The organism is Vibrio sp. 2-Bac 85, from assembly GCF_037546705.1.
Taxonomy (GTDB): domain Bacteria; phylum Pseudomonadota; class Gammaproteobacteria; order Enterobacterales; family Psychromonadaceae; genus Psychromonas.
In genome coordinates this window covers 172,924-197,563 of record NZ_JALAAB010000007.1, presented here as the reverse complement: position 1 = coordinate 197,563, position 24,640 = coordinate 172,924, and the positions used below count along the sequence as shown (strand labels likewise).

Annotated in this window: 17 protein-coding genes and 1 tRNA gene; 9 read left to right on the top strand and 9 right to left on the bottom strand. The window is 37.7% G+C overall.

The window, feature by feature from the left end; translation table 11 throughout:
• Positions 1-165 precede the first annotated feature (165 nt).
• The 3 genes from MT390_RS09980 (at position 166) to MT390_RS09970 (ending at position 3,301) form a co-directional block, all read left to right on the top strand.
• On the top strand, positions 166-1,686 hold the full coding sequence (locus MT390_RS09980) for a YifB family Mg chelatase-like AAA ATPase (RefSeq protein ID WP_499440919.1): 1,521 nt from the start codon (positions 166-168) through the stop codon (positions 1,684-1,686).
• A 153-nt stretch (positions 1,687-1,839) separates the two neighbouring features.
• Positions 1,840-2,277 (top strand): universal stress protein, encoded by a 438-nt coding sequence (locus MT390_RS09975; RefSeq protein WP_028869018.1) that lies wholly within the window; start codon positions 1,840-1,842, stop codon positions 2,275-2,277.
• Positions 2,278-2,398: 121 nt separating this feature from the next.
• Positions 2,399-3,301: a LysR substrate-binding domain-containing protein gene (locus MT390_RS09970; protein WP_499440917.1), complete on the top strand. Its 903-nt coding sequence runs from the start codon at positions 2,399-2,401 to the stop codon at positions 3,299-3,301.
• 211 nt (positions 3,302-3,512) lie between these two features.
• On the opposite strand, the gene MT390_RS09965 is transcribed toward MT390_RS09970, so the two are convergent.
• From MT390_RS09965 to pepA, 8 genes are all read right to left on the bottom strand, one after another.
• Positions 3,513-4,370: a beta-keto acid cleavage family enzyme gene (locus tag MT390_RS09965; RefSeq protein ID WP_499440916.1), complete on the bottom strand. Its 858-nt coding sequence runs from the start codon at positions 4,368-4,370 to the stop codon at positions 3,513-3,515.
• Entirely contained in the window at positions 4,361-5,692 is a 1,332-nt protein-coding gene (locus MT390_RS09960; RefSeq protein WP_499440915.1) for an aspartate aminotransferase family protein, read from the bottom strand. The genes MT390_RS09965 and MT390_RS09960 overlap by 10 nt, the downstream gene beginning before the upstream one ends.
• Before the next feature lie 668 nt (positions 5,693-6,360).
• Positions 6,361-9,201, bottom strand: a complete 2,841-nt coding sequence (locus MT390_RS09955; RefSeq protein WP_499440913.1) for a TRAP transporter permease — start codon at positions 9,199-9,201, stop codon at positions 6,361-6,363.
• Positions 9,202-9,406: 205 nt separating this feature from the next.
• Positions 9,407-10,372 carry a TAXI family TRAP transporter solute-binding subunit gene (locus MT390_RS09950; RefSeq protein WP_299661982.1) on the bottom strand — a complete coding sequence of 322 codons (966 nt, stop codon included), beginning with the start codon at positions 10,370-10,372 and terminating at the stop codon, positions 9,407-9,409.
• A gap of 681 nt (positions 10,373-11,053) precedes the next feature.
• Positions 11,054-11,941: a transporter substrate-binding domain-containing protein gene (locus tag MT390_RS09945; protein ID WP_499440911.1), complete on the bottom strand. Its 888-nt coding sequence runs from the start codon at positions 11,939-11,941 to the stop codon at positions 11,054-11,056.
• A 355-nt stretch (positions 11,942-12,296) separates the two neighbouring features.
• A complete protein-coding gene (locus MT390_RS09940) occupies positions 12,297-15,155 on the bottom strand; it encodes a valine--tRNA ligase (protein ID WP_499440947.1) in 2,859 nt (952 codons plus the stop codon).
• Positions 15,155-15,643, bottom strand: coding sequence for a DNA polymerase III subunit chi (locus tag MT390_RS09935; RefSeq protein ID WP_166372712.1), 489 nt, complete (start codon positions 15,641-15,643; stop codon positions 15,155-15,157). Before MT390_RS09935 ends, MT390_RS09940 begins: the two co-directional genes overlap by 1 nt.
• Before the next feature lie 32 nt (positions 15,644-15,675).
• Positions 15,676-17,190: a leucyl aminopeptidase gene (gene pepA / locus MT390_RS09930; protein WP_166372713.1), complete on the bottom strand. Its 1,515-nt coding sequence runs from the start codon at positions 17,188-17,190 to the stop codon at positions 15,676-15,678.
• Positions 17,191-17,376: 186 nt separating this feature from the next.
• On the opposite strand from pepA, the gene lptF reads away from it, so the two are divergent.
• Both lptF and lptG read left to right on the top strand, forming a co-directional pair.
• Complete coding sequence (gene lptF / locus MT390_RS09925) at positions 17,377-18,489, top strand: LPS export ABC transporter permease LptF (protein ID WP_499440909.1); 1,113 nt, start codon at positions 17,377-17,379, stop codon at positions 18,487-18,489.
• Positions 18,490-19,554 (top strand): LPS export ABC transporter permease LptG, encoded by a 1,065-nt coding sequence (gene lptG / locus MT390_RS09920; RefSeq protein WP_499440908.1) that lies wholly within the window; start codon positions 18,490-18,492, stop codon positions 19,552-19,554.
• 430 nt (positions 19,555-19,984) lie between these two features.
• Here the strand turns inward: lptG and MT390_RS09915 are convergent, their stop codons facing one another.
• Entirely contained in the window at positions 19,985-20,545 is a 561-nt protein-coding gene (locus tag MT390_RS09915) for an RDD family protein (RefSeq protein ID WP_166372716.1), read from the bottom strand.
• Between the two features lie 358 nt (positions 20,546-20,903).
• Here MT390_RS09915 and MT390_RS09910 point away from each other — a divergent pair.
• The 4 genes from MT390_RS09910 (at position 20,904) to MT390_RS09895 (ending at position 23,972) form a co-directional block, all read left to right on the top strand.
• Positions 20,904-20,988: transfer RNA gene (locus MT390_RS09910), tRNA-Leu, on the top strand.
• A 111-nt stretch (positions 20,989-21,099) separates the two neighbouring features.
• Positions 21,100-21,801 carry a tyrosine-type recombinase/integrase gene (locus MT390_RS09905; protein WP_499440907.1) on the top strand — a complete coding sequence of 234 codons (702 nt, stop codon included), beginning with the start codon at positions 21,100-21,102 and terminating at the stop codon, positions 21,799-21,801.
• A gap of 245 nt (positions 21,802-22,046) precedes the next feature.
• Positions 22,047-22,604 carry a hypothetical protein gene (locus MT390_RS09900; protein WP_499440906.1) on the top strand — a complete coding sequence of 186 codons (558 nt, stop codon included), beginning with the start codon at positions 22,047-22,049 and terminating at the stop codon, positions 22,602-22,604.
• Positions 22,605-23,375: 771 nt separating this feature from the next.
• Complete coding sequence (locus MT390_RS09895) at positions 23,376-23,972, top strand: PEP-CTERM sorting domain-containing protein (protein ID WP_499440905.1); 597 nt, start codon at positions 23,376-23,378, stop codon at positions 23,970-23,972.
• Positions 23,973-24,640: the final 668 nt, after the last annotated feature.

The following is a 24,640-nucleotide window of genomic DNA, read 5'->3' as shown; positions in this document are numbered from 1 at the left end:
GCGACTTAGTTTTAGTGGATCATCGATCTTGATGGATGACTAGTTTTAACTAATGACTAGTTTGATGGCTCACTTAGTTTTAATGCTAACAAAGCTTTAATGATAACCAAGTTTTAATGGTAAGCAGGTTTAGATGATAACTATTGTTTAAAAAAGGAGAACAACATGGCGTTAGCAAGGTTAGTTTGCCGAGCTATTTCAGGCGTAGATGCACCGGAAGTTGAGGTGGAAGTTCATCTAGGTACTGGTTTGCCTGGTTTTTCGCTGGTTGGTTTACCTGAAACCTCGGTAAAAGAAGCAAAGGATAGAGTACGAAGCGCCATTCTCAATAGCCATTATAAGTTTCCCAGTAAAAGAATTACTGTTAATTTAGCGCCCGCTAATTTACCTAAAGAAGGAGGGCGTTTCGACTTGGCGATCGCGTTAGGTATTTTAATCGCTTCTGAGCAAATTCAATGTCCCGATATTTTGAACTATGAATGTTATGGTGAATTATCCTTGTCCGGTGAGTTACGCAGTGTTGATGGCATTATTCCCTGTGCCCTAGCCGCAAAAAAACAACAGCGACAAGTTATAGTTTGTGCCGATAATCAGCATGAATGTGCCTTAACAGGAGCACAAGGTTTTGTTGCTCCTCATCTATTAGATGTGTGTGCTTTTTTACAGCAACAAACAACGTTACAGGCGGCACAACAAAGCGCAGCGCCAGTGAGTAAAGAGAGTGAGGTTGATTTTTCAGATGTATTAGGTCAAGAACAAGCAAAAAGAGTGTTGGAAGTGGCGGCGGCGGGATCTCATAATTTATTGTTAATCGGCCCTCCAGGAACCGGGAAAAGTATGCTTGCTGAGCGTTTTATGACACTTTTACCTAATTTAGAAGAGGAACAAGCTTTACAAACCGCTGCGGTTTATTCCGTCTGTGGCAAACGACGTGACGATTGGTTTTTGCCTCCATATCGCGCGCCACATCATAGCGCATCTTCTGTTGCGTTAGTTGGAGGCGGGGGTAAGCCTAAGCCGGGAGAAATTTCGTTATCACACCATGGTGTATTATTCCTCGATGAACTACCTGAATTCCCGAGGCAAGTGTTAGATAGTTTGCGCCAGCCAATGGAAACACATGACGTCACTATTTCAAGAGCGGCTAACCAAGTAACCTTTCCGGCACATTTTCAATTAATTGCAGCCATGAACCCAAGCCCCTGCGGGCATATATCTGGAAATTTAAGACGCAGTACGCCAGACCAAATATTACGTTACCTGAATCGTTTGTCTGGCCCTTTTTTAGATCGATTCTCTCTGTCGCTAATGGTGCCCTTATTACCTAAAGGTATGTTGGCTGAATCTCAACAAGGCGCGAAAAACTTAACTGAAAAGAGCTGTGATGTAAAAGAAAGAGTGTTAAAAGCAAGAAAAATTCAGCTACAGCGTCAGGGCAAGTTAAACCACTATTTGTCTAGCCAGGAAATCAATAACTTTTGTATATTAAGCCAACAAGATGCCTTGTTTCTGGAACAAGCAATTGAAAAAATGGGGTTGTCGATTCGTGCTTGGCATAGCCTGTTAAAAGTGGCAAGAAGCATTGCCGATCTTCAAGGTCAAACTGATATTTCAAAAACCCACTTATGCGAAGCGTTAACATATAGAGCGATGGATCGCCTATTAAAAAGCGTGGCACACGAATAATTAAGCGAAATTTATATTTTTCAATTTTAACAGTAAAAGCTAGTTCAAATTAAACACTTTAGAATCTAACTTTCCCTTTCTATATGACAGTATTGTTCATATACTTGTTACGTAAAATTCAGATTCTGCTACTCCAAAATAAGAGTAAAAATTATGTATAAAAATATCCTTGTTCCTATCGATTTAAATGAAAAAGGCTTTTCAGATAAAGCTGTGCAACTCGCTATTTGGTATGGTAAAAATACCGATGCCCATATACATCTTTTAACCGTTTTACCAGGCGTGCATATGTCGATGGTTGCGACTTACTTTCCTAAAGATGCAGCACAAAAAATGAAAGCCGATATAAAAACACAGTTGGCTAAATTTGCTGAATCACAAATGAAAGAAAAAATTGATTACACAACCTATGTTGCAGAAGGTAAAGCATATAAAACGATCATCAAATATGCAGAAAAATTAAAAGTAGATCTGATCATTATGCCTAGCCATAAACGTTCAAAAGTAGATAAGGTTATGTTAGGTTCTGTTGCGAGTAAAGTGGTACAAAACTCACCTGTGCATGTGTTAGTTGTAAAACCACAAGGTTAATTTCTATTGCAATAATGAGGTCGTTTATCTTTAATCAGATAGATGAGCGGCTAAATTTTAATGCTATTGCTTCTTTGTTAATTCCTCTGCCTAACATTACTTGTTCGTATGGTGAAACGTGATGCTTAATGAAGCTAACTTACCCTCAATAAAAGCTTTACGAACCTTTGTTGCCGTAGCTAATAACTTGAGTTTTTCAAAAGCGGCAAAAGAGTTGTTTGTTACTCAAGGTGCTGTGAGCAAACAAATATCGGTGTTAGAGCAACAATTACAACAACCTCTATTCAGTCGACACCTTAATGGTATTAAATTATCTTCGGCGGGTGAGAGTTATCTTCCTAAAATCATTGAAGCCCTCGAAATAATTCAATATGCAACCACGAGTTTGAGCACAAAAGATCATGCTCAAGAAGTACTGACATTAAATGTAACGCCTTCATTTGCAAGCTTATGGTTAGTTCCTCGTATTGAAGCGTTCCATCATTTAAACAACAAAATCCAAGTCAGCATTAAAACCGGTGATGGTCTAATCAATCAAACTAACGGCGATAGCGACCTTTCTATTCGTTGCCTGCCTATCTCACAACATTATGAAAATGCGACTTTGTTACGACGTGAGCGCCTTGTATTAGTCGCTTCTGCCAAGTTAATGATGAATAATCCAATAACTTGTATTGAAGATATTAAAAAGCAAACCTTGATCCCGCATATCACTCGTCCTCACCTCTGGGAGCAATTTAAAAAATACAAAGGGTTAGTTTATAACAGTCAATATAGTGCCACTGGGTTTGAGCATTTTTATATGTCTTTAGAAGCGGCAAAAGATGGTTTAGGCCTTGCTCTCCTACCCGATTTTATGGTCGAAGGATCGTTACAAAGTGGCGATTTAGTTAATCCTCTTAATTTATCGATGCAAACCAGTTATGGTTATTATGTCTTTATACCTAGCTATAGGCTCTCTTCCAGAAAAATTTATGAATTTAGTCGTTGGTTAAACCATTGTTTGGGCAAAGATTGTAATTAAAGCAGCTAGGCTAGGTGAAGAAAAAAACAATGAAAAGGCTGTATTAAAAAGTTAAATAAAAAAGTGCTGAACATCAATATAAGCATCAACACTTTCTTTTTCGACTTGAAGGTTGTGATTTTGGCGTTTTTAAGAGTTAAGTTCATTTAGCTTAATCTTACTCGGCTTAACTTAATTCAACTCAGTTTAACCTAACTCAACCTAAGCTAGCTTAACTCAATAAAGCTTTACGAAAGCTGTGTGCGTCATGAAGGTCTATATTCAGTAAACTTGTTAATGCTTTAATATCCGTTACTTGTTGTGCATTGCTATGTGCTTTTGCGCCATGGCTATTATGTAGGTTATTTTCAAACCCTACTCGAATATCCCCGCCCATTAGCATGGCACTTGTTAAGCACTTTTGCTCACTAGGCCCAAAGGCACAAGCAGCCCAACGTTTATCACCACTTTCCATTAATTGCTTAAAATCAGGTTGCTTTAAAAATGGCAATAAGTCCCTAGGTGAAGATAATAAATCTTTATGGTATCGGCCTAAAACAAATAATAAATGATGGTTTTTATTAGGCAAGATTCCCTGTTTAATTAAACTAAAATAACGTGTTAAATCTTCTGCCGAATACAAAATATATTGTGCAATCATGCCGCTATCAGCAACCCAGTTGAAAAATTTTTCTGCCTCAGGTAAATAAGAGTCATCGGGAATAAGCTCATTGAGCCCAAACGAAGCTGCTTCAGGTGTTGTTTCTTTAATTAGCTGCATTTGCTGTTGCGGTGTGTATTGGCCAATAGCTTCAGTGGTTAGTTGCACTATAACACTGTCACCAACCGCGGTTTTGAGTGCTTCTTGAGTTAATAGGTTATCGTCAATAGCCAAAGAATGTAGGCCATTTTTATCCCTTGCGTGTAAATGCACCATGGCTGCGCCTGCATCTCGACATGCAATCACGTCAGCAACGATCTCTGCGGTTGTTATTGGCAAAGCAGGATGATCTTGTTTTGTTTTTCTTGCGCCATTAGGAGCAACAATAATCGCTGCTTTATTATCAATATATTGCATATTTATCCCCATGCCTTAGCTGCTTCAATTAAAGCAGAGGTTAGTTTACTGACTAATTCATCTAGTTGTTCATCATTAATGATAAAAGGAGGAGCAATTAAAATATGATGACCTTGTTTTCCGTCTATAGTCCCTGCCATTGGATAACACATTAAGCCATGTTGCATTGCAATATTTTTTACTTTTTTATTCGCTTCAGTACTGCTTGCTAGCGGCGTTTTTGTTAATTTATCTGCTACTAATTCAACACCTAAAAAGAGTCCTCGTCCTCTTATATCACCGACATAAGGCAAAGGCTGAAGTGCTACTTCAAGTTTATTTTTTAGCTTTTCGCCTTGTTCGGTCACTTTATCTAATAAATGTTCATTTAGAATCGTATTGATGGTTGCTAAGGCCGATGCACATGCCATCGGGTGAGCCATAAAGGTATGGCCATGTTGAAAAAATCCACTGCCATTAGCGATAGCATCATAAATTTTACTGCTAGCAACCACTGCACCGATAGGTTGGTAACCTGCACCTAGTCCTTTGGCGATAGTTACTAAGTCAGGAATTATTTTATCTTGTTCAAATGCATAAAAAGTCCCGGTGCGGCCAATACCACACATCACTTCATCAAGAATTAAAAGTACATCATATTGGTCACAAATTTCACGTATACGTTTAAAGTAGCCTTCCGTTGCAGGCACCGCTCCCGTGGTTGCTCCGACTACTGGCTCAGCCACAAATGCCATCACATTGTCTGCACCAACTTCAAGTATCTTTGTTTCTAGCTCATTGGCGACGCGCATTGAATAATCTAACTCTGTCTCATTGTCACCTTGGTCACGATAGGCGTAACAAGGCGAGATATGATGAACAGAGGAAAGTAAGGGTCTAAAAGGTTCCTTGCGCCATTCATTACCACCAACAGCTAGTGCTCCTAATGTATTACCATGATAACTTTGTCGTCTTGCAATGAACTGTGTTTTTTGTGGCTTTCCTATTTCAACAAAATACTGTCGAGCCATTTTTAATGCAGACTCTACAGCTTCTGAACCGCCGCTAACAAAATAAACATGATTAAGAGGATCGGGGGCTAAGTCAGTTAATAACGTAGCCAGATCTTCACTAACTTGGTTAGTAAAAAAGCCTGTATGCGCAAATGGTATAGCATCGAGCTGTTGTTTAATCGCATCTTTAACAGCGGTGTGGTTATGTCCTAAATTAGATACAGCAGCACCTCCGCAACCATCTAAATATTGCTTACCTTCAGTATCAAATAAATAAACCCCTTCGCCCGAAGCAATAGAAGGAAGTTTGGCATGGCAGTGGCGATGAAATACATGTGTCATTAGCGGATAACCCTTGTTGTATATACCCAATTACTTGAACAAGTAAGTACCCGCAAGTCGCTTGGTTATAGAAGAAAGTAATCCCGATTTTGTTCTATTTTTACTGAACAGACAAAGTAATTAAAGTGAAGGGGTATGAGCAATTGGAATAGTAAGCAGGAGAAGCTGCTATCTGGGAAAATAACTGTTAGCGATGCTTAAATTGACTCGTCTATCACGATAGTTCAAAAACTATAGGCTTCCAACCAGAGCATCTGAGACGAGATTAAACTGTAATAATACATATTGCATTCAACCACAATAAATCAATAACTCAATGTTGATGTAAAACCTCAGCTTGGATCAGAAAACGATTCGGTGTCAGTCTCTTTTCCTCCTTTCTTTTCTGATAAGAGAAAGGCGTACCACCGACAGGGGGAAATCACGGCTAATAATGAGAAAACGCCACTACGAGCGAAGACGAGTTAAAACTTCAAGCGAGCTCATCAGTACAAAAATATGCATTCCCAAGCAGAGTACGTGAAACGAGAGTGCACTAATTTTATGATTACAAACTAATGTAGTCAGGTTGACTTAACTAAAACAAAAAAGCCTCGATTAGCATGCTAATCAAGGCTTAGATTCAAGTGCAAGTAGTCAGAAAATAGGTCATAAAAATGACCTATTACTTATACATTAATACTCTTTTTTTCAGGTGCTTTATCCGCTTCTAGATCTCGACGTCTACGTTGTATAACAACAATAAACCATAATAAAAGCAGTGCAGGAATATAGAACCACTCTTTGCTTGGGCGCTCAGCCGGAATACCTACATCAACAATAATTTGGTCAAAATCGAAGCCAGCTTTTTCAGCAGTACTATCAAATCCAACACCATCAACCATTATTGAACCATCATCTTGAGCGAGTAACTCTAATCCATAGTCCTCAATACGATCTTCGCCTGTTTCACCTTCACCTACGATCATTAACATCGTTAATGTCACTGGATCTCCGACGTCATTTTGGCCGTCAACTAAAATACGAAGCTCTGTGCCGGGGGCGACCTCTGCCATCGCAGATACTAACTCACTACCTGCACGCTCTTCGTATGGTGGCACAACATAATCCATCCAGAAGCCTGGGCGGAATAATGTGAACGCAATGATAATTAGCGCAAAAGATTCCCATAATTTAGACTTCGACATGAAGTAACCTTGCGTACCCGCAGTAAATATCAACATCGCCATGGTGGCGGTAATAAATATAAATATGCCCTGTGTAAAGTTAATATCGATTAACAATAAATCAGTATTAAAAATAAACAGGAAAGGTAACAACGCAGTACGCAGTGAATAGAAGAAGGCAATAAAGCCGGTCTTCATTGGATCCCCCCCTGACACCGCAGCAGCAGCAAAGGATGCGAGCCCTACGGGGGGAGTTACGTCGGCCATAATACCAAAGTAAAATACAAACATATGTACCGCAATTAACGGAACAATGAGTCCATTTTGTTGGCCAAGGCTAACAATAACTGGAGCAAGTAATGACGATACGACAATGTAGTTTGCTGTGGTTGGTAAGCCCATGCCTAAGATTAAACTCAGCACGGCTGTCCAAAGCAACATTAGCATAATATGGCCCATAGAGAGGTACTCTACTAGCGCTGCTAATTTTAAACCAACACCGGTTTGCGATACGGCTCCAACGATAATACCCGCTGCTGCTGTCGCAATCGCAATACCAATCATGTTTCGCGCGCCCATGATCAAACCATCAGTTAACTCATTAAAACCAAGTTTAAATTTATTGCTTGTGTCCGCTTTACGATAGAAGGCAAACAGGAAACGTTGCGTTAGAAGAATAAATATCATTAAGGCTGTTGCATAATATGCAGAAAGCCCTGGCGATTTACGCTCGATCATTAAACACCAGATCAACACAACAACTGGCAATAAAAAGTGTAATCCAGATTTCACCGTAGGACCTGTTTCAGGCAATGTTAATACCGGTGAGTTCGGGTCATCCATTACTAGGTCAGGATAAGCGGAACTAATTTTTGTAAGTATAAGGTAGGCAACAAGTACTAAAACAGAGACAACCCAAACCATCATTTCTGAGTCAACATTCTCTTTTAATGTGTTAATTAAAAAGAACAGTGCAAAAGCACCAATCACTATATTACCTAATACAATCGCTCCGGTTGAAATCGTTTTGGCAATTTTTTCTTCGCTGACTTTTGCTTTGACAGTTTTTAAAACACCATACTGTATTGCGATCACTGCAATCACTGCCGCAAGACGAGCTTGAGGAGTTGCGAGTAAGTGATAAAGCTCAGATAAGTAATAAGCTCCACCGGCTAATGCAATAATTGGTAGTAGTGTCATTGCCCAAGATATCAACACATCTTTAACTGACTTACCGCTATCTTCTCGAGTCAAACCTTGCATGTTTAATTTCATCGCTTCTAAATGAACGATATAAACTAAAGCAATATAAGAAATAATTGCTGGTAAAAAGGCATGTTTAACCACATCAAAATACGGAATATTGACATATTCCACCATTAAGAAGGCAGCCGCCCCCATTACTGGTGGCATTATTTGACCGTTTACAGAGGAGGCGACTTCAATCGCTCCAGCTTTTTCTGAAGAGAAACCTACTCGCTTCATCATTGGAATTGTAAAGGTACCTGTTGTTACCACGTTCGCAATTGATGAGCCTGATATCAGTCCGGTCATACCAGATGCTACAACTGCAGCTTTTGCTGGTCCACCACGAAGGTGTCCCATTAATGAAAAAGCAACTTTAATGAAGTAGTTACCTGCACCAGCACGATCTAATAAAGCGCCGAATAATACAAATAGGAATACAAGGTCGGTGGATACACCTAAAGCAATACCAAAAACACCTTCAGAGAATAACCACTGATGATCCATTATTCCGCCAAAAGTAGACCCTTTCCAAGCAATAAGCTCAGGCGCGTAAGGACCTAAAAAGGTATAACAAAGGAAGACCATTGCAACCACCATCAGTGGTGGACCGAGGGCACGCCTTGTTGCTTCTAGTAATATCAACATTCCGACTATCGCAACGGCAATATCGAAAGGTTTCGGTGCACTAGGACGGTTACTTAAACGCATACCGAATAGACTCTCCGCTAACGAAGAGTCTGCTAAAAATGGATAAAGCGCACATAAACAACCTAAACCTGCCAACAACCAGTCAGCCATTGGAATATGGTCACGAGGGGAGTTTTTAAAGGCTGGGTAAGCTAAGAAGCCAAGAAATAAAGCAAAGCCTAAATGAATAGAACGTGCCTCACTACTTGAGAAAACACCCCATCCAATAGTGAAGGGAAGTGGTGATGCTATCCAAATTTGAAATAGTGACCAGACGAGTGCAACGCCAGCCATTAGCTTTAATACGTTATTGTTAGTCGGATTTCGTCCGCCTGTATCGTTAGAAGCAACAAGATCTTGTAAATCTTCATCACTCATTTGTGTGTCACTGGGACTGTGTTGATTCATAGTGAATGTCCTATCTAAAATACAGTGTAATGTTTGATGGTATTGTTTGTTGTTATTGTCTTTATTTATACCCAAACAACATTCATTTTATTGTTTGATTAAGCTTTTTGATTAAATGAAAATGGCTTGGGTATATTCGCTTTTAAAACGAACAAAGCAGAAGTAACAAACTTCTGCTTTGAGGTTACTTTATTAACTTAACGGATTACATCCAACCACGTTCTTTGTAGTAACGAACAGCGCCATCATGTAAAGGTGCTGATAAGTTTTTGCTGATCATGTCACTCTCTTTTAAGTGAGCAAAAGCAGGGTGCATTTTCTTAAAGCGTTTAAAGTTTTCAAATACAGCTTTTACCATTTGGTAAATGGTTTCAGAGTCTGTTTTTGTTGAACTTACAAATGTTGCAGCAACACCAAATGTTGTTGTATCTGTATCAGTTCCTTTATACATGCCACCTGGAATAGATGTCATTGCATAGTATGGATTATCAGCAGCTAGTTTTTGTGCTTCTGCATTATCAACAGGGATTAAGATTGCATCACAAGAAGTAGTTGCTTCTTTGATTGAACCGTTTGGATGACCCGCTGTAAAGATAATTGCATCAACTTTACTATCACATAAAGCTGCAGCTTGTTCTGATGATTTAAGCTCTGAAGCAACAGCGAAATCGTCCATTGTCCAGCCCATTTTTCCCATTAATACTTCCATTGTGCCTCGTTGGCCAGAACCTGGATTACCAACATTTACTTTTTTACCTTTTAGGTCTGCAAATGTTTTGATACCAGAGTCTGCTCGAGCAACAACCGTGAACGGTTCCGGATGTACTGAGAATACTGCACGTAACTCTTTAAAAGCACCGTTAGGGAATTGCTCTGGCGCTGTACCATTGTAACCATGGTATTGCCAATCTGATTGCGCAACACCCATATCTAAGTCACCAGAACGAAGACCATTGATATTTGTTACAGAACCACCTGTTTTATGCGTACAGTTGATTTCGTGCTCAGCAGATCCTTTATTTACTAAGCGACAAATTGCACCACCTACTTGATAATAAACGCCTGTTTGGCCGCCGGTGCCAATTACAACATGTTTAGTTTCAGCGATTGCTGATGTGGCCATTAGAGTTGCGCCAGCGATTGCTGTAAGCGCTATTTTTTTAATAAACATATATAAGTTCCTTTGTTTAATTTATTTTAATACTTTGTTTAAGCTTGTTATGTATACAGTAAATTTATCAGTAAAACGAAACTAATACTTTAATGTGCGATCTACTTAGAAAACATCTATTTTTAATTAGAAGCAATACCATTAAAGACTGAATTTCTACAATAAAATTAACATCGTTCACTTGATTCCCAAAATACTCTTTCTATTAACTAATAAATAAGTTGAAGCATAAATCGCTTAATATTTACGCTATTAAGTAGTTTATCTCGCTGTTAGCTTCTTATTTATAATTGTTTGTAATTTACTCAATTAATCAATAGGTTGGAAAGGTCGCTATAGTAGCCTAGGTTGCTTAAAGATCATAAATAAAAATTAAGCATAATTTGAGCCATTAAAGTAAATATATTTTAAAACAGTTAGATAGAAAGAATTCCACTATATGATAGTTATTTTTTTATCGATAATGAAGAAATTAGGTGCATTAACTTGATATGGCGCACTTTTATGGTGCATTGCAAGCGGATAAATTAGCCAATAAATAGGATCTTAAGTTCTACCATTAAGTACAATCCAATTTTATTGCTATTACTCTCTGTAGTGTTTTTACTATTGAAGATGTTGTACTGGTTACAATTGTTACCGATATTGTAGGGATAATCACCATTACTTATATAAGAGTAGTTATAACCAAGGTATGACTGTCATTGATTGTAATGATTGCTCCGATAACAGGCTATTATTAAGGTAGATAATTTTACGGCTGTATAAATGTAGCTTGTCAAGGCGATCCTTGTAGTAATAATCTAACAGTTTGGCTAATGTGCCATTTTCTTGTAAGCGTGTTAACCCTATTGTCAGCCTTTCAGCCAATTCAGGACGTTGTTCATTGACGAAGAAAAAGGTCAAATAGGGATAGTGTATTAATAAGCTATTTTCAATTGCAAAGCGTGCATTCGAATGCTGAATATATTCGTCATTGATCTCATTGACGCCACGTAAGAAACAATCAAAACGTTGTTTATTTAATTGCTCAAACAATAAAGAATATTTGTGTGTAGTACTTACTTTTAACCCATTGTTTCTTAATATTGTACTGTCTGGCCAGTCTTGATGTTGTCCTATACTTAAACCTTGGTCAATAAAGTCTTGTATGTCATTAATATTAGAAAACTTATATTGGTTATTTTCTTTAATCAAACATAATCGATATCCCATTAACCCGCCAAGTAGAGGAATGCGAATAGGAATTGCATGTTCCTCTCGCTCTTTAGTCGTAGGGAAATAGGCTATATCTAGTTTGCCTTTATATTCCTTGGATAATCTTTTAACGGCTCGCCCTTGTTCCATTTGCATGGAGGGAATAATTTCATAGTCGCCATATTCATCACGGGTAATATCAAGTGCTCTTGTTAATGTGTCCATGATGATCGCAGAAGGATTATCGATGGTATGACGCCAAACAATAATTTTTTCAGGAGGGAGTTGATGTCGTTGATCTTGGGCGTTAACTGATGAAGGAAAAGTTCCCAATAACAATATCAACAGCATAAAGTGTTTTAGGTTGTGCATAATAATATCATTAAAATTCTAGTTGAGGTGGTCAAGGAAGAAGCAGTGTAGGGGAGTTTTTATGGTTGAGCTTTATATATTTAATGGTTTGTTAAATAAATGCTAAGGTTTTGATTGGGCTGCTTTTATTTGTTATTTTGATGATGAATATTATGTTTTTATGGTGCTGTATAGATCAGCTCAACCATAAAGTTACAAGATAATTTAAAATTCTAAATAGATAAAATTTTTGAAATAAAGAACTGCATAAATAAGGATTGCTATTAAAAATAGCGGTATAAAAAAGGGAGCTTATTTCAAGCTCCCTTTTTATTATTTATGTTGAACCAATATCATAGGATGATAGCGATTAGTATTACAATGCTTTAATTATCTCAATTTGTGCATTCAACTTGTCACAGGTTGTTTGGTATTCAGCCTGCTTTGCTTTTTCTTTAATAATAACCGCTTCAGGTGCATTACTAACAAAACGCTCGTTACTGAGTTTGCCTGATACTTTATCTAACTCTTTTTTCGCTTTTTCGAGCTGCTTCGCTAGACGTGCTAGCTCAGCTTCAGCATCAATCAAACCAGCCATCGGGATCAATAATTCTAATTCACCCACTAGTGCAGTAACGGAAGCTGGTGTTTCTTTGCCTTCCGCAACAAAGGTAACGGTTTCTAATTTTGCTAATGCACCCAAGAAAGCTTCGTTATCAGCAAAGCGACGCGTATCTTCTGCACTTGCATTTTTCACTAACACGTTAAGTGGCACTTTCGGGCTAATATCCATTTCACCACGAATGTTACGAACCGCATCAATCACTTTCTTAACCCATTCAAGGTCAGCAACAGCTTGTTCATCAACCTGTGCAGCATCATATTCTGGGTAAGCTTCAAGCATGATGGTATCACCACCTTGACCTGTGATTGCTTTAACACGTTGCCAAATCTCTTCCGTCATAAACGGTAGCATTGGGTGTGCAACACGTAATAACGTTTCTAATACATTGATTAATGTATTACGTGTACCACGCTGCTCCTCTTCACTTCCTTTGAATAAAACAGGTTTGGTTAATTCTAAATACCAACCACAGAATTCATTCCAGATAAAATCGTATAAAATATTGGCTGCGATATCGAAACGGTAGGTATCTAATGCTTGACGGAATTCTTTGATCATATTTTGTAATTGACCTTGGATCCAACGATCTGCAAGGCTAAATTGCATTGCTTTGTTATCACCAAAACCAAAGTCTTGCTCTTCTGCATCCATTAATACATAACGGCTTGCATTCCATAACTTGTTACAGAAATTACGGTAACCTTCAAGACGATTCATATCCCAGTTGATATCACGACCCGTTGATGCCATTGCTGCTAGTGTGAAACGTAGTGCATCGGTACCGTGTGCCTCAATACCATTAGCGAAGGTTTTACGAGTGTCTTTTTCGATTTTCTTTGCAAGTTGTGGTTGCATCATGTTACCAGTACGTTTAGTCACTAAGCTTTCAAGATCTAACCCATCAATCATATCTAAAGGATCTAATACATTACCTTTAGATTTAGACATTTTATCGCCATTTTCATCACGGATAAGCCCGGTCACATAAACGGTTTTGAATGGTACCTGTGGCGTACCATCTTCATTCTTCATAAAGTGCATGGTCATCATGATCATACGCGCAACCCAGAAGAAAATAATATCAAAACCCGTTACCAATACATCAGTAGAGTGGAAGGTTTTGAGATCCATGGTTTGGTTTGGCCAACCTAGTGTAGAGAACGTCCATAAACCAGAAGAGAACCAAGTATCTAACACATCGTCATCTTGGCTTAATACAACGCTATCATCTAAATTATGTTCTGCACGAACTGCTGCTTCATCATGTCCAACGTAAACTTTACCTGCTTCATCGTACCAAGCTGGAATGCGGTGACCCCACCATAGTTGACGAGAGATACACCAGTCATTAAGGTCATTCATCCATGAGTTGTACATATTCTCATATTGTTGTGGAACAAATTTAATATCACCGTTTGCTACTGCTTCAGTAGCTGTTTTAGCCAGCGGAGCAACACGTACATACCATTGATCTGTTAACATTGGTTCAATCACTACACCGCCACGGTCGCCGTAAGGTACTGTTAAATCGTGATCTTTAACTTCTTCTAATAAACCTAATGCATCTAACTCACTAACGACTAATTTACGGGCAGCTTCACGGGTTAAACCTTGGAATTGTGCTGGTAAATCACTTGGGTAATCATCACTCTTTTCACCGTTGGTATTAAATACTTCAGCGCTTTCACGAATACATGCATCAAAGGTCAATACGTTGATCATAGGTAGTTTGTTACGTTTACCCACTTCATAGTCATTAAAGTCATGTGCAGGTGTAATTTTTACACAGCCTGTACCTTTATCCATATCGGCATGTTCATCGCCTAGAATTGGAATTTCACGGTTAACAAAAGGTAATAGAATCGTTTTACCAATGAGATTTTTGTAACGAGGATCTTCTGGATTAACGGCAACACCGGTATCACCTAATACTGTTTCAGGACGAGTAGTCGCCACAACAATGTAATCTTTACCATCTGCTGTTTTTACACCGTTTGCTAATGGATAACGGAAATGCCACATAAAACCTTTAACATCTTTGTTTTCTACTTCTAGATCAGAAATCGCAGTATGTAATTTAGGATCCCAGTTAACTAAGCGCTTACCACGGTAGATCAAATCGTCATTGTATAAATCAACAAAGGTTTTTTTAACCGCTTCAGAAAGGCCATCATCCATGGTAAAACGTTCACGGTCCCAATCCACAGAAGTTCCTAAACGGCGCATTTGACGCGAAATATTGCCACCTGACTCTGCTTTCCAATCCCAGATTTTATCGATAAATGTTTCACGACCTAACTCTTTGCGTGTTTGGCCTGTTTCTGCAAAAAGTTTACGCTCAACGACCATTTGCGTCGCAATACCTGCGTGGTCCGTTCCCATTTGCCAAAGTGTATTTTTACCTTGCATACGTTGGTAACGGATCAATGTGTCCATGATCGTATCTTGGAAAGCATGTCCCATGTGTAAACTACCCGTAACATTTGGGGGCGGGATCATGATACAGAAACTCTCTTTATCAGTATCACCATGTGGTTTGAAATAACCTTTTTCTTCCCATGTTTGGTAATTTTTTTGCTCAATCGCACTCGGGTTGTATGTCTTTTCCATCATTTATCTTCTGTCTGGTTAGTGGACTCTTGAGATGTGTTTAACACATCTTGAGTAGATAGGGTGTGGCCTAATTTTTTATAAGCACTATAGCGCACTCGCGCATTAATTTTTAACTGCTCTTGTGCTGGCACAAAATCAATAATTTGTTGGAAGTTTAGATTAAACTCCGGAATGTTTTGGCTGAGATTAATCAATACAGCACGCGGGTGCTGTGGTGCCAGCCAACTAATTTCGACAGGTGAACCATAACGTGGTCCTTCACCTATCAAATTATGTGGCACAAAACTATCGCCATCAAATTGCCACAAATATTCATCAACAGTAAATGCATCCTGCTGGTTTTCAGTATAAATAAATACTTTTTTATTTTGCTGATAATAATAAGCCGCGAGCTGGCAAGCTTGCGCAAAATGTGCTGGCAAACTTGCATCAGTTATCGCCGTCGGGCCATCTTCTGCATGTATATAAAAGAGGACTTGGCTCATTATAGACCCATGCTTTTTTTTATCATGTGCATTTACGCGTCGAGTTCCGCTGATTCTTGTTCACTACGATTGATCACAAACTGCGTAAGTAATGAAACAGGACGACCGGTAGCCCCTTTGTTCGCACCTGAACGCCACGCTGTACCAGCGATATCTAAATGTGCCCAAGTGTAAGCCTTAGTAAAGCGTGATAAGAAACAAGCGGCAGTAATTGAACCAGCAGGACGACCACCAATATTAGCCATATCTGCAAATGGACTATCTAACTGCTTTTGGTACTCATCATCCATTGGTAGTTGCCAAGCTTTATCGGCAGATTGGTTGGAAGCACTTAATATCTCATGCACCAAGCCTTTATGAGGGCTCATTAATGCACTGATGTTATGACCTAAGGCCATGATACATGCACCAGTTAAGGTCGCAATATCCACAACACATTCAGGATTAAAGCGTTCAACATAGGTTAATGCATCACACAATACTAAACGGCCTTCGGCATCGGTATTTAATACTTCAACAGTTTGTCCCGACATGGTGGTTAAGATATCACCAGGGCGGTAAGCTTTACTTGATGGCATATTTTCAGCACCAGCAATCACACCAATGACATTAATCGGAAGATCCAACTGTGCGATAGCCTGTAGTGCACCAAATACTGATGCTGCGCCGCCCATATCGTATTTCATTTCATCCATGCCTGCGCCTGGTTTTAATGAAATACCGCCTGAGTCAAAGGTTAACCCTTTACCGACTAAGACAATAGGCTTTTGGTCTGTAGGACCGCCTTGGTAATTAATCACTGACATATAAGCAGGGTTCGCAGAACCTTGTGCTACAGCCAAATAACTATTCATGCCCAACGCTTGCATTTGCTCAGTATCAACAACGTCGGTAGTGATTTTGTCAAAACGTTGATCCAACTCTTGTGCTTGTTGGCTTAAATACAAAGGAGTACAAATATTAGGAGGCATGTTAGCTAAATCTTTACATAGCTTCATACCAGCAGCAACGGCCATTCCATGTTGTAATGCAAGTTCGGCACGTGCTAATTCTTTGCGACTTGGAATATTAAAGGTCAGTTTACGTAATGGACGACGCGCGCTATCTTTAGTCGTTTTGAATTGGTCAAAGCTGTATAAACTATCTTGTGTTGCTTCTACTGCTTGACGAACCGCCCAATAGCTATCGCGGCCTTTAATATGTAACTCTGATAAGAAACAAACCGCTTCTAATGCACCTGTATCATTTAAAGTAGTGATGGTTTTTTCTATAATTTGCTTGTATTGCGTTTCAGTTAGCTCTCGTTCTTTGCCACAGCCAACTAATAAAACGCGCTCACTTAATACATTAGGGACATGGTGTAAAAATAACACTTGTCCTACTTTACCTTCGATGTCACCACGGCGTAATAATGCACTTAAATAACCTTCGCTGATTTCATCTAATACTTCAGCAGCGTGTGATAAACGACGAGGTTCGAAGACACCAACAACAATGCATGCACTGCGTTGTTTTTCTGGGCTACCACTTTTAACTAGAAATTCCATATGTATCCTTAAAACGATTATATTGAGATTAACTGTGCTATTTTCGTAAAAATGCAGTTATCATAAGCCATTGTGGATCTTGAAACGTAATATAAACTTACTAAAATAGCAATTTTACCGAAATTGATTGCTTAATCCACTATTTTACCGTCTTTTGTAGCATCTTATTTTACACTGGAGATCAGCTTGATAATTCTTCGTTATTTAATGTTAGAAACATTTAAAAGCCAAGTTGGCGTCCTCTTTGTTTTAATCTTAATATTCGTCAGTCAAAAATTTATTACTATTCTCGCTCAAGCCATCAATGGCGTGATCCCGGCAGACTTAGTTTTAACTGTTTTATATTTGAATTTACCCACGTTAGGCACTTTGATGTTGCCGATCAGCTTTTATCTCGCGATCCTATTTGCACATGGCCGCTTACACAGCGAAAGTGAAATGGTAGCGCTAACTTCTTGCGGATATAGTCCTAACAAAGTGCTCAAAGCAACATTAGCCTTATCATTGTTAACCTTCGTTTTTGCAAGTTTCAATAGCTTATATTTAGCACCCACAGCTGAAGATAAAATGATGACAGTGATCGAAGAAGCTGAGTCTAATGCTGGCACTGCAACCTTAATCGAAGGGCGTTTTCATAAATCGTCTGGTAACGGTGGTGTTGTGTATGTTGAAAAATATGCAGAAGGTAAAAATTTAATTAATGTGTTTGCTGCCCACTGGCCAAAAGAAAACGACATATCGCCATCTGTGATCACTGCCAAAACAGGGCAAGTGGAAGATAAAAAAGACGGCACTTGGTTAACCTTAAAAAATGGTCAGCGTTATGCCGGCATTGTTGGCGATAACGAATTTGAAAATACACAATTCTCAACTTACCAAGTACATATTGTGAATGCAGAAGTTGAAAGTAAAAAACGTGGTGTAGAAGCGTTACCTACTAGTCAACTAATTGGTATGAAAGATGCGCGCTCACAAGCAGAATTGCAATGGCGTATCGCAATTCCAGTGTCTATATTGCTTATTACTTTTATGGCTGTGCCGATGGCAAAGGTTAATCCTCGCCAAGGGCGTTATGCAAAACTATTGCCAGCATTAGCATTATATTTAACCTTTTTCTTATTATTAAGTGCAGCAAAAAGTATGATCGAAGAAGGTACTATCCCTTACTTTGGAATATGGGCCGTACAAATTCTGTTCTTCGCTATTGGGGTTGTGTTGCATTTGCAAACAATAGGTAAATTCAATATTAAGCCTAAAAAAACGAAAGCGATTAAGTTAACACAGCAGGCGGATAAATAAATGGGCATTTTAGATAGATACATTGGTCGCACTATTTTTGCAGCAACATTTTTAAGCTTATTTGTATTAATTGGTTTAAGTAGCATCATCAAATTTGTTGAGCAGATGAAAAGCGTCGGCAAAGGTGATTACGATGTCCTTTCTGCAGCTTATTTTGTGTTACTAAAAATGCCAGTAGAAATTGCCCTATTTTTCCCAATGGCAGCATTAATTGGCGCCTTAATTGGTTTAGGCTCTTTGGCTAGTAGTAGTGAGCTGGTAGTTATGCAAGCTGCGGGTATGTCTAAGTTTAGAATCGCATCATCGGTATTAAAAACTGCAATCCCAATGGTTATTGCTGTCATGCTCTTGGGAGAGTTTGTCGCGCCTAAAACCGATAAAGAAGCTTATTTTATGCGCGATCAGTTAAGAAATGGCACCGAGCGAGTAGAAAATAAATATGGCATCTGGGCGAAAGATGCAGACTCATTTGTCAGTATTGGACGAATGAATAGCAAAGCTGAGTTATACAACGTACAACTTTATTTTTTCACTAAAGATTTAACTCTCGATTATGCCATTTTGGCTAACAGAGCATTTTATCAACAGGGATCTTGGTTATTGCAAGGCGTCAGTAAAACTAACTTTTTTGACGATAAAACAACAGTTGAAAAATTGGTCGCTTATATTTGGAAAACAGACTTAACACCTAAAAAATTAGAGGTGATTATTAGTGAGCCCGATAAAATGTCGATGCAAGATATCTATAGTTATATCAATTATCTAGAAACCAATGAGCAAGATGCAAGCCGCTACTGGCTTACTTTTTGGCGTAAAGCTGTATTACCATTTACCGTCGTGGTGATGATGTTATTGTCAGTCTCGTTTATTTTTGGTGGGTTAAGAACAGTTGCTATGGGGACTCGTTTAATATTTGGCATTGCCAGCGGCTTTGCATTCCATGTTTCCGGCGAGTTATTTGGACCCGCTAGCTTAGTATTTGGCCTGCCACCTATTCTAGGCGCGCTGTTACCTAGTATATTAGTATTAACCATTGCGATGTATTTATTACGAAAACAAAGTTAACCATTAATGTAAGCGCTCTTTTATCGCCTATGCCTATGATCTGTATCTATGAGCTATAAGTGAAAATATTTTTAGAACTATGATTTTTATTTGAACCTAAGGTTTAAGTTATCGAACTAATATAGGTGTAGTTATAGGCTTCGCGCTCAATATAGGGGGAGGGTTAAAAGGAGCGTGTTATGAAAATAGTAATAGCAACTTTTACACTTTTTCAATGACAATCAAACTCTGTTTTAAGTCGCTATTTTTTTAAGTATTGTTTGTTAATGCAATAGCCGGTTAAAAGGTTTTGAGCTCCGTTTTATACTTTGGTACTCTCTTTACCCTTGCTGGTTAGCTACTTGTTTTTTTGAATAGTATTGCAGATACGAACTTTAAATAAACATGTTGTTTAACTAAAGTTCGTTGTAATCGAGGTGGTTTAGAAAAGCTATTTTGACTCTTCTTTCTCATCCATAAAGGCCATGCCTTTAAAACCTTTCCAATTATTTAATTCTTTACTAAGTGTGACTACTTCACATTCTGCCCATAAGTCTTGGAAAGCATTACGATCTTTTAGCAATGCCATGATATTGCCTAAACCAAAAGCAGAAGTAGATAATCTGATCACAGATTGCGTGAAACTGATATTGCTACCGTCACTATTTTGAACTCGTAAACGCCAAGCTTTCATGCCAATGGTTTGACCAGCCTGACTCCAAAAATAACAATAAAATCCGATAATAACCGCACTCAAATAAGCCAGAAAAATCATGCTATGACCTAAATAATCAGCCGTATCTTGATATAAACTTAAATCAATCAATGCTAATTTATTAGCGACTACTACAGCTAGCAGTGCTATCACCGTCGCTAACATTAATACTGCAGCAAGTGCAAAAAGATCATAAAGGTAAGCACCAAAACGTTTAAAGAACGATGCGCGTTCACAAGCTTGATATTGCTCGGCTAAACTCAACTGCGGTGACTTTTTATGATTACCCTTGGCCATGATGTTCTCCTTAACGATGTGAAAAAAGAGTGTATCAAATGACTCATCGCTTGGCATTTTATTTATTTAACCTGCTTAGTGTTGAAATAACGTAATGCACTTTAATATCAGTAAGTTAAAGTATCAGGTCCTTTTTGCAACTTTGGAAACACCTCAATTGAAGCGGTAAATGTGGATGAATGCGAATCTGATTGGAATTAGGGTTTATTTTTAGACATTGACGGAGATTAGAAGAGGTTATTTGAATCTATCCTAAGGTATTTAGCATTGAATTGATTGGTTTTTGAGCGCTTGCACCTTTTGTGAATGAAAATGCTTGTTTGTGGATAATGCATAGGTATAATCCTTTCTCAACTCAGCCCGAGTGGTGAAATTGGTAGACGCGACGGATTCAAAATCCGTTTCCGAGAGGAGTGACGGTTCAAGTCCGTCCTCGGGCACCATATTTTTTCCTAGTCTAGTCAACTAGTTAAAGGTAAGTTACAAGTCAACATAGTTTTGTTTCCTGATATTCAGTTACGTTTTTGGCGTAATTTGGCGTAAAAGGAAATACAATGGCAACTCTTCAAGCTCGTAAGGGCAAAAAAAATACAACTTATCGCGTAGAGTTTATGCGAGAAGGTAAACGTATATCTAAATCATTCAAAATAACAAAAGATGCTCAAAAATTTGAAGCGTTATTGCTGGTGGATAATGATCTAGCAAATAGTTTAACAAATCATATTTTAACCACTTTAATTTTTTCTGAAGCTGTTACAAAACTCCTAGATCAAGATACCGGAAAAGACCCAAGTAAACAGCAACGTTTAAAGTATTGGACTTCTATATTTGGTGACAAGCCTGTTGGTAAAGTTACACGCCAACAAATTAAAGAAGAGCTAAAGGCTTTATCTAATGAGAAGGCTCCTGCAACATTGAATAGATATAAAGCTGCGATAGGCTCTTTGTATGCCTATTTGTCTGATGAATTTGATATAGATTACAATCCCGTAAAAGGCATTCGTCAATACACTGAAAATAATGCTAGAACTCGGTTTTTGAATGATGGTGAACTATCAAGCTTATTTTCCTGTGCAAAAAAATCAAATTGGGACCAATTATACCTTTTAATTTTAATGGCTATCACAACGGGTGCCAGACGTTCTGAAATGCTGACGTTGAAATGGAGAGATATAAATTTCAAAGCTAAAACTGCTCACTTGCCTAATACTAAGAATGGCGAGCAGCGAATATTGACGTTAACATTACTGAACTAATGAAATTTAGAAATATAGACGGTTATATTTTTCCCCACCCAAACATTCCAAATAACTATTTTCGGAACTTTGATATTCATTGGCAAAGTGCACTTATAATCTGAATCCAAGAAGTATTTGGCATACCTGTATTAGAAACAAAATATTCAAAGACTAAAAGTGGTCGAGATGGATTATATGAATTAGAGTTTAATAAATTAACTTCAAAATTAATTGTTGAATTTGAAACTAATAGTAAAAGTGAATTGAATTTATTAAAAAGAATTGCAGCAGAAATGCCCGAACTATTAAATCATTACAGTGATACTTCACCAATGAACATGATCGCTATTCAATTAGATAAGTTTAATATTGATGGTAATATTTTTAATTTATATGAATATCAAGGCCATAAGTATTCCATTGGAACTTATCTTAAAGTAAGAGGTACTACCGAAGGGAATATGGAGCTAATAATAACTTCTCAGCTAGTATTTATCGCGTTAGCTATATTTGCACACCGCTTAGAAAATGATTTTGAGAAAGCGTTACTCGCTTCTCAGATGCTGTTTGGGTGTGGATTGTTAATGGGAGAAGCTTACTTTGAAAATTATATTATGGCTGGCGCGTCCTCAACTAGTGAGGCTACTGAGCACAAAATAGCAATTAAAGAAGAAAGGGTAAAAGCGACTAAAGAGAAAGCTAAAAAATTAAGAGCAAAGTTTCCTCGAATATCAAAAAATGCTATTGCAGAAATGATTTTTGATGAGATAGGGGTATCAGAGAGTACTGTTAGAGATTATCTCAAAAAAATCAAATTGTAATAGTATTTTAATAATTATAGGGGCTTTGGGAACAACTATAAGTGATTTTATTTATAAGTCGTTATAGCCCCCTTTTTCGCTTTAAAAACTTAACTCGTAAACTCTCCCATACGACTTAGAAAAATTCAATATACAACTCTCTACCGTTTTAAAAATGTAATTAATGTCAGTGTTTTTTACAATATAGTAACAGTTTTAGTTCGACAAAATATAATTACATTTTTGATAATTAGTATTTTATTAATGTTTTATTAACACCATTTTAACATTTTTATGGTGTTTTATTGGCTTTTTAGTTGCGTCAAATGTCTTTGCTTTCTCAATTAAAACTAAGAAAATCGTCAATATGTCGATTTTTTTTGCATTATTTTCATTTTTTATCTTTTTTTTGAAAAAAACACTTAAAATTTTCCTGAGCAATTCATTTATAGAAATTAAAAAATAGTTTTCTAAAGTTGAGATAAATTCAACTTACTGTTTAAAAAAAGAAATTAAAAAAAACAAATTTTAGCCAATACCTCTAATGAGTAAATAGCTCCTCGATTAAATACTTTATCGTTTTAATTGGTATGTTTAATGCAAATTTGATCAGAGGGCGCCTATGTTAAGTGCCTTAGGTTAAGAGTTAAAACACTTAACCTAAGTAAAGTTTAATGATGCCTTTAAAAGTCAAATAATCCAGTTCAAATCCATCTGTCAAATTAAAAAGTACTCATGATAAAAACGATGTAGATATTGGATGTAGATATTAAATAAAAGGGAGTAATTATTATGAAATTTAAAATTATTTTAGCAGGATTAATATTAGCTACTTACAGCTTAACTAACATTGCAAATGCACATCTTATTGCATTTGGTTGGAAAGATTTAGGTGATGGCACTATATCGATGTATGGCCAACATTGGCATAGTAACCAGGCAACTGCATATTCAGATAATGGTGGTGTACGCATTGGGGTTTGGGATAATACCCTTTCAGCAGCATCTCAGAACACAGCCTCTTGGCAGTTATTTCAATGGACAAATGTAATCAATGATATGGGCGGTAACACTACTCAGAATGATGCACTTGTAACTGCAGGAATATTGGATGGATATGCTATAGATACCAATCATTGGTCGAATAACAGCAGTGAAAATGATTGGTTTTCTACGGGCCCTCTTGTTCTAGGGAATGGCTCATGGGGATTATTTACAGGTACCGGTTGTTGTGTTGACACTATGAGTGAGGCTGGTTTATTTGATATTACAGGGATCTCAAGTGTACCTGATGGTACAGGCCCAGGAGCAAATATTCCAGAACCATCAACAATGGCTATTTTTGCATTAGGGCTATTTTGTCTAATATCACGTAAATTTAAAAAATAAATTATTTTTATTGAGCTATCAAAGTATGAATAACTTTTGATGTTAATATCAGTCTTTTAAGAAAAAATATTGATTTTTAATTATATGTGATGAAAATCCGATGTTCACACAACATCGGTTTTTTTATGCCTTTAGTTTACGACTTTCACTATTTTGAAGCCTTCACTTCTAAATATTCAATTCATTATCTGATTTAGGAAACAGAGGTGGCAATCTCATTTATCGCTTATAAGGGCTTTATAACCCTTCTCGCCTTAATATGCTTACTCTATCGTTACGCGAAGTATTGTTTTATTCACAACCCCGCAGAGCGAAGCTGTTATTGTTCTTTTGAATATCAGCAATATATTTTTCACGTTTACATTACCATGCACTAACAGGATACGTTTTATCCCAAGCGTTCATTAACTGCTTTTGAGACTTACTCTTGTTATATCTTGAATATTATAATCCATATACAGATATGCTCTAGCAATTCGACCACGAGCCTCTATTGGTGCCTCAGGCTTTCTATTGTCTATTTTCATAGCGCAACTACCAAAGTCGTTATCTATATCTGGTTGCATCTGAAAATTATAATTACTTCTCAAAGCATAACTGCACCAATAGCAGGAGAGAGGTTATGCATATCAGCTTGCATATAGCGATATTCATTATTAATTTTTCAG

Bases quoted from the DNA above. Each gene is read 5' to 3' on its own strand.
- MT390_RS09935 (WP_166372712.1), bottom strand. From the start codon at position 15,643: ATGAGCCAAGTCCTCTTTTATATACATGCAGAAGATGGCCCGACGGCG.
- MT390_RS09955 (WP_499440913.1), bottom strand. From the start codon at position 9,201: ATGAATCAACACAGTCCCAGTGACACACAAATGAGTGATGAAGATTTA.
- MT390_RS09960 (WP_499440915.1), bottom strand. From the start codon at position 5,692: ATGACACATGTATTTCATCGCCACTGCCATGCCAAACTTCCTTCTATT.
- MT390_RS09945 (WP_499440911.1), bottom strand. From the start codon at position 11,941: ATGCACAACCTAAAACACTTTATGCTGTTGATATTGTTATTGGGAACT.
- MT390_RS09965 (WP_499440916.1), bottom strand. From the start codon at position 4,370: ATGGGGATAAATATGCAATATATTGATAATAAAGCAGCGATTATTGTT.
- pepA (WP_166372713.1), bottom strand. From the start codon at position 17,190: ATGGAATTTCTAGTTAAAAGTGGTAGCCCAGAAAAACAACGCAGTGCA.
- MT390_RS09975 (WP_028869018.1), top strand. From the start codon at position 1,840: ATGTATAAAAATATCCTTGTTCCTATCGATTTAAATGAAAAAGGCTTT.
- MT390_RS09905 (WP_499440907.1), top strand. From the start codon at position 21,100: ATGGCAACTCTTCAAGCTCGTAAGGGCAAAAAAAATACAACTTATCGC.
- MT390_RS09950 (WP_299661982.1), bottom strand. From the start codon at position 10,372: ATGTTTATTAAAAAAATAGCGCTTACAGCAATCGCTGGCGCAACTCTA.
- MT390_RS09970 (WP_499440917.1), top strand. From the start codon at position 2,399: ATGCTTAATGAAGCTAACTTACCCTCAATAAAAGCTTTACGAACCTTT.
- MT390_RS09940 (WP_499440947.1), bottom strand. From the start codon at position 15,155: ATGGAAAAGACATACAACCCGAGTGCGATTGAGCAAAAAAATTACCAA.
- MT390_RS09895 (WP_499440905.1), top strand. From the start codon at position 23,376: ATGAAATTTAAAATTATTTTAGCAGGATTAATATTAGCTACTTACAGC.
- lptG (WP_499440908.1), top strand. From the start codon at position 18,490: ATGGGCATTTTAGATAGATACATTGGTCGCACTATTTTTGCAGCAACA.
- MT390_RS09915 (WP_166372716.1), bottom strand. From the start codon at position 20,545: ATGGCCAAGGGTAATCATAAAAAGTCACCGCAGTTGAGTTTAGCCGAG.
- MT390_RS09980 (WP_499440919.1), top strand. From the start codon at position 166: ATGGCGTTAGCAAGGTTAGTTTGCCGAGCTATTTCAGGCGTAGATGCA.